The organism is Streptomyces sp. HP-A2021 (assembly GCF_022807935.1).
Classification (GTDB): Bacteria; Actinomycetota; Actinomycetes; order Streptomycetales; family Streptomycetaceae; genus Streptomyces; species Streptomyces afghaniensis.
Window position 1 is genome coordinate 4926194 of the sequence record NZ_CP094344.1, and the last position, 14786, is coordinate 4940979.

General features: G+C 71.3%; 12 protein-coding genes. 6 read left to right on the forward strand and 6 right to left on the reverse strand.

The genetic code is table 11. The annotated features are described in order from the left end of the window. Positions 1-56 precede the first annotated feature (56 nt). Both MQE23_RS22130 and MQE23_RS22135 read left to right on the forward strand, forming a co-directional pair. Positions 57-1076, forward strand: coding sequence for a ScbA/BarX family gamma-butyrolactone biosynthesis protein (locus MQE23_RS22130; RefSeq protein WP_243380015.1), 1020 nt, complete (start codon positions 57-59; stop codon positions 1074-1076). Continuing rightward, positions 1073-2008 (forward strand): NAD-dependent epimerase/dehydratase family protein, encoded by a 936-nt coding sequence (locus MQE23_RS22135; RefSeq protein ID WP_037669655.1) that lies wholly within the window; start codon positions 1073-1075, stop codon positions 2006-2008. The genes MQE23_RS22130 and MQE23_RS22135 overlap by 4 nt, the downstream gene beginning before the upstream one ends. Here the strand turns inward: MQE23_RS22135 and MQE23_RS22140 are convergent. The 4 genes from MQE23_RS22140 to MQE23_RS22155 form a co-directional block, all read right to left on the reverse strand. Then, positions 1953-3293, reverse strand: a complete 1341-nt coding sequence (locus MQE23_RS22140; RefSeq protein WP_020273119.1) for a cytochrome P450 — start codon at positions 3291-3293, stop codon at positions 1953-1955. The two genes, MQE23_RS22135 and MQE23_RS22140, sit on opposite strands and share 56 nt — an antisense overlap. Positions 3294-3459: 166 nt before the next feature. After that, a complete protein-coding gene (locus MQE23_RS22145; RefSeq protein ID WP_020273118.1) occupies positions 3460-4155 on the reverse strand; it encodes a ScbR family autoregulator-binding transcription factor in 696 nt (231 codons plus the stop codon). A gap of 370 nt (positions 4156-4525) precedes the next feature. Continuing rightward, positions 4526-5185, reverse strand: coding sequence for a response regulator transcription factor (locus tag MQE23_RS22150; protein ID WP_243382708.1), 660 nt, complete (start codon positions 5183-5185; stop codon positions 4526-4528). Next, positions 5175-6419 (reverse strand): sensor histidine kinase, encoded by a 1245-nt coding sequence (locus MQE23_RS22155; RefSeq protein ID WP_243382709.1) that lies wholly within the window; start codon positions 6417-6419, stop codon positions 5175-5177. Before MQE23_RS22155 ends, MQE23_RS22150 begins: the two co-directional genes overlap by 11 nt. Before the next feature lie 206 nt (positions 6420-6625). Here MQE23_RS22155 and MQE23_RS22160 point away from each other — a divergent pair, with 206 nt between their 5' ends. From MQE23_RS22160 to MQE23_RS22175, 4 genes are all read left to right on the forward strand, one after another. Further along, positions 6626-7351, forward strand: coding sequence for an ABC transporter ATP-binding protein (locus tag MQE23_RS22160; RefSeq protein WP_020274763.1), 726 nt, complete (start codon positions 6626-6628; stop codon positions 7349-7351). Further along, positions 7345-9795 carry an FtsX-like permease family protein gene (locus MQE23_RS22165; protein ID WP_243380016.1) on the forward strand — a complete coding sequence of 817 codons (2451 nt, stop codon included), beginning with the start codon at positions 7345-7347 and terminating at the stop codon, positions 9793-9795. The genes MQE23_RS22160 and MQE23_RS22165 overlap by 7 nt, the downstream gene beginning before the upstream one ends. A 22-nt stretch (positions 9796-9817) precedes the next feature. Then, positions 9818-10351: a helix-turn-helix domain-containing protein gene (locus tag MQE23_RS22170; protein WP_020274761.1), complete on the forward strand. Its 534-nt coding sequence runs from the start codon at positions 9818-9820 to the stop codon at positions 10349-10351. Positions 10352-10866: 515 nt separating this feature from the next. Continuing rightward, positions 10867-11331 (forward strand): hypothetical protein, encoded by a 465-nt coding sequence (locus tag MQE23_RS22175; protein WP_243380017.1) that lies wholly within the window; start codon positions 10867-10869, stop codon positions 11329-11331. Between the two features lie 464 nt (positions 11332-11795). Here the strand turns inward: MQE23_RS22175 and MQE23_RS22185 are convergent, their stop codons facing one another. Together MQE23_RS22185 and MQE23_RS22190 are read right to left on the reverse strand one after the other, a co-directional pair. Further along, the gene (locus MQE23_RS22185) at positions 11796-13376 is read right to left on the reverse strand and encodes a hypothetical protein (protein WP_243380020.1); all 1581 of its coding nucleotides are present in this window, start codon (positions 13374-13376) and stop codon (positions 11796-11798) included. Between the two features lie 133 nt (positions 13377-13509). Next, complete coding sequence (locus tag MQE23_RS22190; protein ID WP_279345155.1) at positions 13510-14775, reverse strand: XRE family transcriptional regulator; 1266 nt, start codon at positions 14773-14775, stop codon at positions 13510-13512. Positions 14776-14786 lie beyond the last annotated feature (11 nt).

Sequence of the window (14786 nt, forward strand, 5' to 3'; positions counted from 1 at the left end):
GCGCACCCACGGACGATCAGACCGGACAGCGGGGCCGTCCGGCAAACAGAACCGCTGTGGCCGTCGAGAACGCGCCACAGGCCGCAGCCACCGACCCCACAGAACCCCCCGAAGCCCCCTTGGTCACCTCGGTCGCCCCCGTCACCCTGGTCACTCCGGTCACTCCGGTCACCAAGGAACTCGCCCACCGCACCGCCGAAGCAGACGTCTTCCCCGTCCGGTGGCGCCGAATCTCCGACACCCGCTTCCGCTTCACCGCTCACTGGCCGGCCGCCCACGCCTTCTTCGGGCCCGTGGACGACCGCCACCAGGACCCGATGGTCGTAGGCGAAACGTTGCGGCAAGCCTCGATGGTGCTCGCGCACGCCGAGTTCGGTGCACCCGCCGACACCCACTTCGTCATGTGGGACCTGACGGTCCACACCGACCCGTCCGCGCTCCTGCTGTCGGACGCGGCGGAACCGGTCGACGTCGACGTCGTGTGCTCCGAGATACGCCGTCGCGGTCGCGGCCTGCACAGCATGCGGACCACGATGGAGTTCCGCCGCGCGGGACGCTTCGTCGCCCGCGGCACCGGCAGCACCGGCTGCACCTCGCCGCTCGCCTACCGCCGTCTGCGGGCCAGGCAGTTGGCCGAAGTGGCCACCCCGGTGCCGCTGCTGCCGGGCATATCACCGGCGCTCGCCGGCCGCTCCCGCGCCGAGGACGTCGTCCTCGCCCCCGCCGACCGCCCGGGCGTCTGGCGGCTGCGCGTGGACACCGGCCATCCGGTGCTCTTCCCGCGGCCCAACGACCATGTGCCGGGCATGGTCCTGTTCGAGGCGGCCCGCCAGGCGGCGACCGCCGCGTCCGGCCGGCACCCCTTCCTGCCCCGCTCGATGACGGCGGCCTTCTCCCGGTACGCCGAGCTGCACAGCCCGTGCTGGATCGAGACGGAGATCCTCGACGAGGCCCCGCAGGACCCGCAGGGCTTGGGGGAGACGACCGTACGGGTCTCGGGGCGGCAGGACGGCGAGTCCGTCTTCAGCGCCACGCTGACCTGCGCGCAACCGGCCCGGGTACGGTCCCTGTCGTGACGGTCGACCTTCTCATCACGGGCGCGAGCGGCTTCGTCGGCAGCCGGGTCGCAGCCGCCGCAGACCGGCAACCCGGTGTCCGCGTACGGCACTTGACACGCCGTAATCAACCGGCAGCCGACCCCGTCACGTTCGTCCACGGCGACCTCGGCGACCCGCCCTCCCTGCGCGGCACCTGCGCGGGCACCGACGTCCTGGTGCACTGCGCCACGCGGATCGGCGGCGACGCCGACACCGTCGAGGCCGTCAACGACCTGGGCACGCGAGCCCTGGTCGAGGAGGCCGTGCGCGCCGGGGTGCGCCGGATCGTGTACGTGAGCACGGCCGCCGTGTACGGCCGGGGCCCCTTCCGCGGGGTGCGCCCCGGGGAGGTGCCGACCGCGCCCGCGTCGGCCACCAGCCGCACCCGGGCCGCCGCCGAACGGCACGTCCTCGACGCGGGCGGCGTGGTGCTGCGCCCGCATCTCGTGTACGGCGAGGGCGACCGGTGGGTCGTCCCCGGACTGCTGTGGCTGCTGGGGGAGTTGTCGGCGACGACCCTCACCGGCTGCGACGCGCTCCAGTCGATGATCGACGTCGACACGCTGGGGCGTGCGGTGGCGGCCGCGGCCCTGTCCCCGGCACACGACGGCGGTGTGCACCACGTCGGCCACCCCGAGCCGGTGAGCGTCCCGGACCTGCTCGGGGCCGTGCGCACCCTGCGGGAGGAGCCCGGCGGCGGCGCGGCGGTGGATGTCGCCACCGCCCTGGACCGGGCCGCCGGGAAGCCGCTCGCCCTCCACCACCTCGGCATGCTCACGGTCGACCACTGGTTCGTGGACGACGCCTTCTGGAAGGACCTCGACTGCTCGCCCGGCGAGGGGTTCGGGGCCGGATTCAGGCGCGCGGCACCCTGGTACCGCTCGTTCCTCCGAGGCCGGACAGCTTCCTGATCGCCTCCGCCTCCTCCGGACGCGGACCCGGCTGCGGACCGGGATCGCGGCCGTGCAGCAGCACGGGCAACTCCTGGTGCCCCGTGGAGATGATGGACCGCAGCCGCTGCGGAGGCCGGGACGGATCCGCCAGGACCAGCCGCGGGAACCGGTCGAACAGGGACGTCAGGGCCACCGTCGCCTCGGCCATGGCCAAGGGCCGGCCCAGGCAGTGGTGCACGCCGTGGCCGAAGGAGACGTGGTCGCGGCTGGTGGGCCGGGTGACGTCGAACCGTTCGGCGTCCGGGCCGTGCCGCTCCGGGTCGCGTCCGGCACCGGCGAACGACACCACGACCGGATCGCCCTTCGGGATCGTCAGACCTGGCTCGATCTCGATGTCCTCGACGGCGTAGCGCAGCCCCGACATCGCGCCGGGCGCCTCGAAACGCAGCGACTCCTCGATGGCGTCCTCCCAGGTCACCTGCACGGTGCGGACGAGCTCGAGCTGGTCGGGGTGGGCGAGCAGGCTGTGCACGGTGTTGTCGATGAGGTTGACGGTCGTCTCGAAGCCCGCGGTGAGCAGCAGGATCAGGTTGTCCATCAGCTCCTGTTCGCTGAGGCTGCCGTCGTCGTGAGCCGCCATGAGGGCCGTCGTCAGATCGTCGGCCGGGTGCTCGCGCTTGTACTGGAGGAACGCGGTCAGCGTGCCGTACAGCTCGACCCCGTTGGCCTGGGCGTCCTCCAGGGTGATCGCCGTGTCGAAGAAGCGGTTGATGATGCGGTAGAGGGCAGCTCGCGGGCCGTCCTCGCCCGGCGGTACGCCGAAGAGTTCGCACACCACCTCGTGCGGTATCGGCGCCGCGAACGCCGCGCGCAGGTCGACGACTTCGCCCTCCGGAATCCGCTCCAGGTCGTCCAGCGCTCGGTCGACGATCTCCTGGACGCGCGGCAGCAGCGCGTCGACACGGCGTTTGGTGAAGGCGGCGGCCATCGGTTTGCGCAGCCGGCTGTGGTCGGTGCCGTAGGCCGTGACCATGTTGCGCACCGACACCCAGATCGCGAGCGGCCAGGTACGGGAGATGTCCCCGTTGATCCAGGCCGGCCAGTGCTGGAAGGCGTCCTTGCTCGTCTCGGGGCCGGCCAGGAGCCGTTTGTTCAGCTCCAGGCCGTTGATCCACCATGCCCGTACGCCGCCCGGGAGTTCCACCTCCACGGCCGGTCCCTGGGCCCGGATCCGGGAGATCTCGCCGTAGAGGTCCTGGCCGGACGGGTCGATCGCCAGGAAGGGGCAGGCCTGCTGTGCCATGACTCATCGCTCCTTGGTCCAGAGGCTGGGAAACCATCGTGCGATCCGGGCGACGAAAAAACTTGGCATCCGGTTTGTTTTCGCCACGACTTCACGCACTGTCGGCCATGGGAAGGCCGGCCGGGCGTCGAACGGGCGTCACCCGGGCGTCAGCGGCAAAGCACCGCTACCGCAGCGCGAGCCCCACCCGGCCCGGCGCCTCCAACGCCCCGTCCGCCTCGCCGCCGGCGTCCGCCTGCGCGTGGTCCGGCTCGGTCCCGGCCGGGTCCAGCGCGCCGGCCAGCTGCGGTGCGGCCACGCACGGCAGGAGCAGGTGCCACAGGTCGGTCAGCGAGGGGCGGGCGAGCCAGCCGGGGTCCTCCCGGGCCAGCACCTCGATGCCGGTCGTGGCGGCGAGGACGACGGCGCTGGAGCGGTGGGGCGGCATCCCGGCGGCGAGTTCACCCCGGCGCTCCGCTTCGGCCAGCAGCTCGTGCACGCACTCCCGCCACTCCCGGCGCAGGTCACGCACTCGCCCGGCGACCGCCTCGGCGTTGAGCCGCAGCCCCGCGCGCACCACGACGTCGGCGCACAGCAGCCGGGCGACGTGGTGCGTGACGTCCACGAGGCGCTGGAGGGCGCACCCGTCGCCGCCGCGGCCCCGGACCGCGACCTGGCGCAGGGCACGGGCGGCCGCGTGCTCGACGGCTTCGGCCACGGCGGCCTTGTTCGCGAAGTGGAAGTGCAGCGCGCCGGAGCTGACGCCCGCTCCCGCGCTGATCTCGGCAAGACTGGCCCGGACGTATCCCCGTGCCTCGAACTGCTCGGCCGCCGACCGGATCAGCGCGAGACGGGTCCGGACGGCCCGGTCCTGTTTGGTCACCCCTGGCTCCCGTGGAGGGCTCTGATGGCGACGCAATGAAACCAACTCGCTGGTTTTTGCACAACGCGCCGATGAGCCGGAGGCCTTGGCCAAGCCGTGCCCGCCAGGCCCGTGCGGGCCGGGCAGGGAGAGGGGGCTTCACTCGGCCGTGCCCACCCAGGCCGGCACGGGACCGCCGAGGGGGTCTTCGCCGGCCGTCCCCGCCACGCCCGGGCCTGACACACCGAAGGACCAGCCCGGCCGACCCCGCCAAGCCGGCACGGGACCACCGAGCGTCTTCACCCCGCCCTCCCCGCCACCCCCGGACCGGACAAACCGAAGGGCCCCGCCCGGCCGACCCCGCCCGGCGAGTGGCCGGCCGCCCACCCGCCTACGCCCGCAAATACGCCAGCACGGCCAGCACCCGGCGATGGGTCTCGACCGCCGGTGGCAGGTCCAGCTTGGTGAGGATGCCGGAGACGTGCTTGCCCACGGCCGCCTCCGAGACGACCAGTTCGCGGGCGATCGCGCTGTTGGACCTGCCCTCCGCGATCAGCGCCAGCACCTCCCGCTCGCGCGGGGTGAGCCGCTCCAGCGGATCCCGGCGGCGGCGCAGCAGCTGCCGTACGACCTCGGGGTCGACGACCGTGCCGCCGTCGGCCACCTCGCCGAGCGCCTCGACGAACTCCTCCACCTGGCCGACCCGGTCCTTGAGCAGATAGCCGACGCCCGTGCCGTCACCGGAGTCCAGCAGCTCGGCGGCGTACCGGCGCTGCACGTACTGGCTGAGGACCAGGACGGGCAGCGTGGGCCGCTCCCCGCGCAGCCGTACCGCCGCGTGCAGGCCCTCGTCCTGGAAGCCGGGCGGCATCCGCACGTCCGTCACGACCACGTCGGGGGCGTGCTCCCCGACGGCCGCGATCAGTGCCTCGGCGTCCCCCACGGCCGCGACGACCTCGTGCCCGCAGCGGCCGAGCAGCCCGACGAGTCCGTCCCGCAGCAGCACGCTGTCCTCGGCCAGGACCACCCGCAGCGGTCGCTCAACTCGCAGGGCCACAGGGGATCTCCACACGCAGCAGGGTCGGTCCGCCGGGCGGACTGGACAGGGAGAGTCTGCCATCGAGCACCGACACCCGGTCGGCGAGTCCGGTCAGCCCGCTGCCCTCCCCGGCCCGCGCACCACCGCGCCCGTCGTCGCGGATCCGCAGGACCAGCCGGCCGTCGCGGTGCCCACCGCTCACTTCCGCCCGGCTCGCCCCGCTGTGCCTGCCCACGTTGGCGAGCGCCTCGCACACCACGAAGTACGCGGCGGCCTCGACGGCCTGGGAGAGCCGCCCGGGCAGCTCCAGGTCGACGTCCACGGGCACGGCCGAGCGGTCGGCGGCGTCGGCGACGGCGGCTTCGAGGCCGTAGTCGGCGAGGACCTTGGGGTGGATGCCGTGGATGAGTTCGCGCAGTTCCGCGAGGGCCGTGCCCGCCTCCTCGTGGGCCTTGGCGAGCTGCTCGGCCAGCGGGCCCGGCGGAGCGTCCAGCCGGGCCAGGCCGAGCGTCATCGTCAGGGCGACGAGCCGCTGCTGCGCCCCGTCGTGCAGATCGCGCTCGATCCGCCGCCGTTCCGCCTCGAACGCGTCGACCAACCGCACCCGGGAACGGGCCAGTTCGACCACCCTGGCCCCCAGGTCGGCCTCGCGCGGGGCGATCAGCAGCCGTGCCAGCCCGGCCCGCGCACCGGCGGCGACGCCCAGCAGGTAGGCACCCAGGGCGAGCAGGAGCAGTCCGAGGGCGGCGACCCCGACGGCTGCCGGCCAGGTGGTGACCAGCCACACCTTGAGCACCTTCGCCTCTCCGAAGACAGCCATGAGCAACGGAGTCGCCACCACGGAGAGCGGCCCCAGCAGGAAGGCGGCGAACGCGAGAGCGTCGACCGGCCACAACAGCCCCGCGAACAGCAGCGCGTGGCCGAGCTCGCGCCACGTCGCCCGCTCCCGCATCCGGGTCGTCAGCCACGCCCGCAGGCCGGGCTCGCCGGGCGTCCCGTGCTGACCGGGCGCCGGTTCCGGGTCGATCAGCCGCAGCCTGTGCCGCTCCACCGCGGCGACCGGGATGCCCGCCAGGACCGTGCACAGGAGCAGCGGCAGCCCCACCAGCACGAGCGCGAACACACCCCCGACCGCCGCCGAGGCCACGATCCCCACGAGCACGACGACGCCGGTCACCACACCGGTGAGCAGGTACGCGGCGGAGCGCCACGGCCACGCCGACATCAGGTAGCCGGGGCGGGCCATGGCCTGCCACACGTTCCAAGGCTGCATGGGGATCACCGTAGAAGCCCGCCACCGCCCCGGCCATGGGCACAGACGGAGGCCCGGGGGTATGCCTGGCCCTACCCCAGGTCTAGGCCCTGCCGCACTGCGCAGAGGCACCTCCGCGCGGTTCCGTTGAGGCCACCGGTCAACCGACACGAGGCACCAGGCACCAGGCAGGGGAACCCATGACACACGACGCCATCCGGCTGGACTCCGTCACCAGGGCATACGAAACCGTGACCGCACTCGACGACGTGTCCCTGGCGTTCCCCGCCGGGACGTTCACCGCCGTCATGGGCCCCTCCGGCTCCGGCAAGTCGACCCTGCTCCAGTGCGCCGCAGGCCTGGACCGGCCCACCTCCGGCTCGGTCACCCTCGCCGGCACAGAGCTGGCCGGGCTGAGCGAGCGCCGGCTGACCCTGCTGCGCCGCGAGCGCGTCGGGTTCGTCTTCCAGGCGTTCAACCTGCTGCCCTCGCTGACCGCCGAGCAGAACGTCGCCCTGCCCCTGCGGCTGGCCGGCCGGCGCGTCCCGAAGGCCCGGGTGCGCCAGGCGCTCCAGCAGGTCGGCCTCGCCGAACGAGCCCGGCACAGACCGTCCCGGCTCTCCGGCGGCCAGCAGCAACGCGTGGCCCTGGCCCGGGCGTTGATCACCCGCCCCGACGTGCTGTTCGCCGACGAACCGACCGGCGCCCTGGACACCCGGACCGGCCGCGAGGTGCTGGGGCTGCTGCGCGGCATGGTCGACCGCGAGGGCCAGACGGTCGTCATGGTCACGCACGACCCGGTGGCCGCCTCGTACGCCGACCGCGTGGTCTTCCTCGTCGACGGGCGCGTCCACGGGGAACTGACCGCTCCGAGCGCCGACACCGTCGCCGCGCGCATGACCCGCCTGGAGGCCGTGCCGTGCTGAGCGTCACCCTGCGCACCCTGCGCACCCGCTGGGCCACCTTCACCGGCAGCTTCGTCGCGCTGTCGCTGGGCGTGGCGCTGCTCACCGTGACGGGCCTGGCCCTTGCCTCGTCGGCCACCGCCCCGGAGCGCGCCCCCGAACGCTTCGCGGCGGCGCCGGTCGTCGTCAAGGCCCAGGACACCCTGCGCGTGCCGACCCCGTCCGGCGACCGCACCTCCCGGCTCGCCCACCCGCGCCCGCTCCCCGCCACGACCGTCGCCAAGTTGCGGAAGCTGGGCCCGGTCGTGACGGACAGGTCCTTCGCCGTCCGCGTCACGGAAGCCACGGCAGCCACAGACGCCCCGACAGCCGCCACGGACCTCGTCGGCCACCCCTGGTCCACCGCCGCGTTCGCCCCCTACGACCTCGCCGCCGGCCGAGCCCCCCGCACCGCCGACGAGGTCGCCGTCACCGGCGACTGGACGCGCCCCGGCCGACGGCTCCACACCGACCGGGGCCCGGTACGCGTCGTCGGCACACTCAGTACGCGCGGCTTCGAGAACGCCGTCTTCTTCACCGACGCCCGCGCGGCCCGGCTGTCCCCCTCGGTCACACAGGTGGCCGTCGAGGCTGATCCGGCAGCCGTACGGGAGGCGGTGGGCGGCAGCGCCCAGGTCCTCACCGGAACCGCGCGCCGCCTCGCCGACGCCGACCCCGGCCGGGACAGCGAGGCACTCACGGCGATGAACTCCCTGTTCGGCACCGCGGGCGGGGTCACCGCCTTCGTGTCGGTGTTCGTCGTGGCGTCGACCTTCGCCTTCGCCGTCGCCCAGCGACGCCGGGAGTTCGCCCTGCTGCGCACCGCCGGTGCCACCCCGGGCCAGGTCCGCCGGACCGTCCTCACCGAGGCCCTCGCCGTCGGCGCCCTCGCCTCGGCCACCGGCTGCGTCCTCGGCTCCCACGGAGCACCGCGCCTCGCGACATGGGCCGTCGACAACGGCCTCGCCCCCGCCTGGTTCACCATCGGCGGTCACACCTGGCCGTACCACGCGGCCTTCTGGACCGGCCTGCTCGTCGCGCTGTGCGGAGCGACCGCGGCGTCCTGGCGGGCGGGCCGCACCGGCCCCACCGAGGCACTGCGCGAGGCCGCGGCGGAGAGCGGGACGATCACCCGGGGCCGCCTGCTGTCGGGCACGGCCCTGCTGCTGACGGCCGTGGTGACCCTGGGCATGTCCCTGGCCGGAGACCCGGCCGACCTGCTGCACCGCAAGTCCTACATCAGCCGCCCGATGCTGCTGATCACCGCGGCCGCCCTGCTCTCCCCACTGGTGCTGCGCCCCCTGACCCGGCTGCTGACCTGGCTGCCGGGCCCCTGCGCCCTGCTGGTGCGCGAGAACACCGCCGCCGGGATGCGCCGCACCGCCGCGCTCGCGGCGCCCGTCCTGGTCACCGTCGCCCTCGCGGGTTCCCTGCTCGGCGCCACAGCGACCCTGAACCGGGCGAAGACCACCGAGACGAGCGAGCGCACCACCGCCGCCTTCGTCGTGACCCCGCCGGCCGGCACCGGCTTCGACGCCGCCGCCCTGCGCAGACTGCCCGCCGTCCCGGGCACCCAGATGTCACCGACGTCCTCCACGTCCGTCCACGTCCTGGAGGACGGCGTGGCCCTCGTCCGCTCCGAGGCCCGCGCCGCCGCCCCGGGCCCTCTCGCGGCCACCACCCGCCTGCCCCTGGCCGCCGGCTCGGTGAGCGACCTCGACGACGACTCGATCATCGTCAACGAGGAGTGGCAGCGACACCGGGTGGGCGACCGGGTCCGCGTCCGGCTCGGCGACGGAACACCGCGCACCCTGCGGATCGCCGCGGTGATGCCCACCGGCACCGGCGACAACGGCGTCTACGTCACCCCGCACAACGCCCCGGGCGCCACGGTCGACCGGATCGACGTGGCCCTGACCGCCGACGCCGACCCGAGAACCGCCGCCACCGCTCTCCGCCAGGCACTCGGCACCGGGAACGGCCAGGTCCTCACCCGGGCGGAATGGATCCGGGCCACCCACCCCGAGACCCGCCGCACCACCCGCCTCGGCCTCCTGCTGGTCCTCGGCATCGCCCTCCTCTACACGGGCATCTCCGTGGCCAACACCATGGTCATGGCGACGTCCGAGCGGTCCCGCGACCTTGCCGTACTGCGGCTGGCCGGAGCCACCCGGTGGCAGGTCCTGCGGCTGACCGGCGCCGAGGCCCTGACGGTCGTGGCGGCCGGCGCGCTCCTCGGTCTCCTGGTCGCGGCCCTCAACCTGGCCGGCATGGCGGGCGCCCTCGCTCTGCTGTCGGCCCCGGTGACGATCGAGCTCCCCTGGCAGGCCCTCGGCACGACGACGGCCGTCTGCGCCCTCCTCGCCATGACCTCCGCGCTCATCCCGGCCGCCCTCGCCCTCCGCCACCGCCGGTCCATCTCATGATGAAACCGATAACCTGGCAGCCGTGAAACGGACCTCGTTCGACACCTGGCCCTGCTCCATCGCCCGCACCGCCGACATCCTGGGCGACGCCTGGAGCCTGCTGGTGCTGCGCGAGGTCTTCTACGGCGAATCCCGCTTCGACGGCTTCATCGGCTCGCTCGGCATCGCCCGCAACACCCTCACCGACCGGCTACGGCGCCTGGAGTCCGAGGGCCTGCTGCGACGGCAGGCCTACCAGAGCGACCCGGTGCGCCACGAGTACCTGCTGACGGACAAGGGCCGCGACTTCTTCGGCGTACTCGCCGCGATCAACGCCTGGGGCGACCGCTGGCTGGCCGGCGACGAGGGCGCCCCGGTCGTCCTGCACCACACGCCCTGCGACCACGACACCGAAGCCCGGGTCGTCTGCTCCTCCTGCGGCGAGCCGCTGCGCCACCAGGACATGTCCGCCCGCACCGGCCCCGGCTACCCGGCCCGCCTCCTCGACGCCCCCGCCGTACGCGAACGCTTCGCCCCTGGCCGGTCATTGGGGGACGCCCGGACCGACCAAGCCTGAGAATCCTCACGTGCGCGCAACACACGAGTGCCGCAAGGCAACCCTCCTCATGCCCGGGCCCCTGTGGGGCATCACACAGACGGTCAGGACAGACCACAGCAGGTCCCGCGTGAGCTGACTCACGAGTGGGGCTTGTCTTCGTTGTGCTGCTGCGCTGGAGCCGGGGCGATCCATGCCGCGGGGGTACTCGCTGCCGAGCGACAGCGGTTCCAGCCACTTCTTGATCTTGTGGCGGTTCGCGAGGGCCGGCTGGAGGGCGGCGCATGGCCACGGTGTGGTTGGTGCCGTCCTGGCAGACGCGGCACGGGGTGGCGCAATAGCCGCGGAGGGCTGCTGCGATCAGCTGCTCCAGGTCTCCTGGTCAATGCGGTCGGGGTGGATCGCTCCGTCCGCAGCTGGTCAGCGCACTAGCCCATGATCACTCAAGTCGGTGAAGCATTCCATCGGACAGAAACATGATCGCGGCGCCGGAGTTCTTTCCGTCGGAGAGATTTTCCGTCGGAAGGGGATTATTCGTGAACACGCTTTATCGATCCAGGCTTTTTGTGACCCTTGCCACCGCGTGCGCTCTTGTCATGACGAGTTCCTCGGTGGCGCAGGCCGGCGCTGTCGGATCGACTCCTGTCCGAACCTTCCAGTACAGCGTTGGCGGCATGACGATGAAGGTTCCGACCGGTTGCATGTTCACACACGTCATCCGAGGTGGCGGGAAGAAGATCACTTATCAGAACGCCGGAGTCGACTGTGCATTTGTCGCCGCGCTCGGGACCGGATTCTGCAACTGGCGGATCGACTTCACCTACGCGAATACCAACAACAAGACATACAGGACCTCCCGGGGGCGAACGCACCCCGAGTGCAAGATCGATCCGATGCGGAACAACTCTCCCCAGACGCTGCCTCGTTATGGGAAGGCGTGTGCGCATCTGTACGTCAACGGGGTGCGCCGAGTGAGTCAGTGCCACCACATCACGAAGTGAGCGGTTCATGATTGATCAACAGCAGGGGCGAGATCAGCGATGGGAGGCGCGACGGCGGTCGGCTGGGATCGCCGCGTTCGTGGCAGGTCTCGTCATGACCCTCGCCTTCTTCGCTTTCTTCCCTGGGCTTCCGCACGTCATCGACTGGGGGGCGATCGTTGTCGCTGTCCTGGCAGGAGCACTCGCCCGATGGGTCTGCCAGTCCTGGATGGAAAAGAGGAGGGGAGAGAGCAAGTGAGTTCGGCACAGTGACGCGGACTGCCGAAAGGCGCTCTCCTGCTGCTGAGTGCGGACGTCTTGCGAGTGCGGGACGCTCTGGGCCTTGACGTCAGTGCATTTCGTCGGTGCCCTACTGTGGGGAACCGACGAAATGCGCTGATCAGCGGGAAGATCGAAGGCGCCAAGGCGCCATCCCGCCGACTTCAAGATCGTTTCCCACCGTGCAGGTGGACCACCTGTTCCCGTCAGTCGGAGGTACTGCTGGCTCGCGCTTCCTCAATGAGGGCAGTCAGGCTCTTGGTGGCGTTGGGAGCCATGCGGGAGACCTTGCCCGCGAACGTGTCCCACATCTGTGGGTTGTCGCCCAGTTCCTCCTGCAAGAGGGTGGCGACCCCAGGCGCGTGGAACGCACTCGTCAGCACAAGGGCAGCCGGCAGCTCCCGGAGGAGATCAGCATCCGCGAACCGTGAGTCGATGATCGCCTGGGCCATCTGCCGCTTGTGCGCTGCAGGGCCCTTCAGGGGAAGGTACGAGGCCAGCTCGCTCCGCGGATCGCCGCTTTCGGCCAGGGCATCGTCGGACGGAAGCGTTGGACGCTTCGCCTCCTTGGACGGGGGCCTCACATCACGCTGAACTGGTTCCGTCTTGCTGACTGCCTGCGCAACAGTGCGCTCCACGACCTCCCGCACCTGTTCGTTCGGATGCTGGGTGAACCGAGCAGCAGTTGCCGGGCCGAGCCAAGGTGCTATCAGCGCCAACGCGTCGGAAGGGAGCGATGGGTTCCCCGCAAGGGCATCAGCGGCTTTGCTGCGGCCGATGCCCCAGTCGGGGTCCGGCCGTCTATCACGTTGCCAAGATGGCAAAGCAGCAGTCGCCAGGCACTCAGCGGCGTCACTCAAGACCTCCGGATCTGTGCACACGGCAGCCAGGGACTCGAAGGTGGACCACTCCCACTTTGAGATCCCCTTCTTCCGCCACTCGGCCACAACTGCCACGGCCAAGGAACGCGTGAGTGGGCGCAAGACGGGTCCGTGCAACGCGAGAGCACGAGGGTGACGGGAGACGATGTCCGCCAGTCTCTCGAGCTCCAAACGTGCCGCCCATCCCCGAAGGTCGGGATCAGGTTCGGGGTCAGCCTTGGGAAACGCCTGTTTCAGGCAGGCCAGCAGCGTCCGATCGGGCAGTTCCTCGGCTCTGGCCAGGATCATGTTGACGATGAGCTGGTCGCTGTCGTGACCCGGGCTACGGGCGATGAGTTCTGGCCAGAGACTCTCGGCAGGCTGGGCGGACAGCAGAGCCCAAACGTCGTTGTGCCAGGACTCCACCTTGGCCATCCACGCATCTCGTTCGGCCTTGCGCCCGCTATCGGACGCTACGCCATGCTCCAAATCCTGCGGTTTGTCCCGTACCGCTGCGTCGATCAGGGCGATACGTAGCTCTGGGCCGAAGTATGTCCATGCTTCGGCCACACGCCGGGCCGCGGCGTGATCCAGTCTCTTTACGAGCAGAAGCTGGGCCTCCTGCAGATCCCAGCGGGTGCGAGCGACCTCGGTCAGAATAGTTTCGGCGCCGAGCTTCTCTGCAGCGATCAGCAAGGCTTCGGTGGTTACCACAGGCGTAGCCAGCACAGCCTTGATCAGCTGCCTGTCATAAGCCTCTCGGATCAGGAGGGCGCGCGTCTCCGCTGTCACATCGGGTCGAGCGAAGAAACGAGCAGCGGTCGCGGGGTCACCGCGATGGGCCACGATTTCAGCCACCGTGCGCTGCTGGGCTGGGGACAAGGATGGAGCGTCGACCAGCGCTACCCAAACCGGTTCAAGTGCCATGCGAGGACGCTAGCGGGGCCCACTGACACCATGTCGGGAAACGCATGAACCGAGCGTCAGGCGACCGGAGTGCGCGACGCCGAAGCAAACACTTGCGCTCACGTCACCCGGCAAGCCCACACCGAGAAGGTCACTAACGCCGGGGGGTCTGTGGACCGGGCATCCTCGATCGACCAGGGCGTCGCAGTGGTGTGGGGCGCCCAACACCCTCATCGATCGACGCGTCGAAGGGAGGCGTCGTCGGCTCGGTGTCAGCCGCGGAGGCTGAGGGTGCCATGGGCACGACCCCAGGTCGTGATGGACTGGCCGGGGTGGTGTGGACCAAGCGCAGTTCGGGGCGTGGCGCCGGCGATTTCCTGCCGCCGCCCGGGACACTGACCGGGACAAGCCCGAAAACGTAGTCATTGAGATCGTCGAGGTGAATGCCCATGTGGGCCGCGATGTCAGCGGGGGCCATGCTCTTGCTGCGCAAAGCGTCGAAGACCTTGGCCAACAGTTGGCTGCTCTCCCTGGCTAGCAGGGACCCGGGCTCACCGGTGCGGTAGCCCATCTGGGCGAGTTTCTTCACCGTCTGGGTGTGGCGCCACTCGGAGAGAAGGCCGAGGTCGCGTAGGCGGTAGGCAAGGGCCATGGCAGAAACACCCCAGCGGCGCTTGGCACTGAGGATTCGCTCGACGGACGCGTCGTTGAGGCGTTGAGCGATGATGCCGGCCCGGGGCATGAGGAAGGCAGAGGCGAAGGAGTTGGCCTCCGGCTCACCCTCCCGGCCGCCGGGAATGCGGTGCTCTGAGTGCAGGACCAGGTGACCGAGTTCGTGGGCGGCGTCGAACCTGCCGCGCTCGCCGGTCTTGCGGGTGTTCAGGAAGATGTATGGCGTGCCTGAATGGACGGTGGAGAAGGCGTCTGCGTCCAGGCAGTCCGGCGCCAGCGAGAACACGCGTACGCCGTTGGCCTCGAGCAGGTGGACCAGGTTGGGGACTGGGGCCTCGCCCAGCCCCCAAGCAGCTCGGACCTGCTCAGCGGCCTGTTCCGGTGTGAGATGCGGGTAGGTGGGCACATTGGGGGCCGGCAGGCGGAAGCGCTCCTCCATCCAGGCGTTGAGGGTGGAGGCCACGGCTCCTGAGCTGAGCGTGGCGTCGCGCTCCAGGGCGCTCATCTTGGTCGGCGCCCGGAAGCTGACCGCGTCCAGTTGCATCTCCGGCGCGGGCGGGGCCTGGAAGAACGCCACGGGGAAGCGAAGGATGTCGGCGAGCGCGGCCAGCGTGTCCGCAGACGGAGCTTTGCGGTGCTTCTCGAATGCGTTGATGCTCTGCGCGGACAAGCCGGAGGCGGCCGCCAAAGCGGCCTGGGTCATACGACGACGCTTGCGCGCGAGAACCAGCCGCTCTGGCGTGAACACCTTGCCTCAAC

Bases quoted from the DNA above. Each gene is read 5' to 3' on its own strand.
- MQE23_RS22140 (WP_020273119.1), bottom strand. From the start codon at position 3,293: ATGGCACAGCAGGCCTGCCCCTTCCTGGCGATCGACCCGTCCGGCCAG.
- MQE23_RS22155 (WP_243382709.1), bottom strand. From the start codon at position 6,419: ATGGCCCGCCCCGGCTACCTGATGTCGGCGTGGCCGTGGCGCTCCGCC.
- MQE23_RS22160 (WP_020274763.1), top strand. From the start codon at position 6,626: ATGACACACGACGCCATCCGGCTGGACTCCGTCACCAGGGCATACGAA.
- MQE23_RS22185 (WP_243380020.1), bottom strand. From the start codon at position 13,376: ATGGCACTTGAACCGGTTTGGGTAGCGCTGGTCGACGCTCCATCCTTG.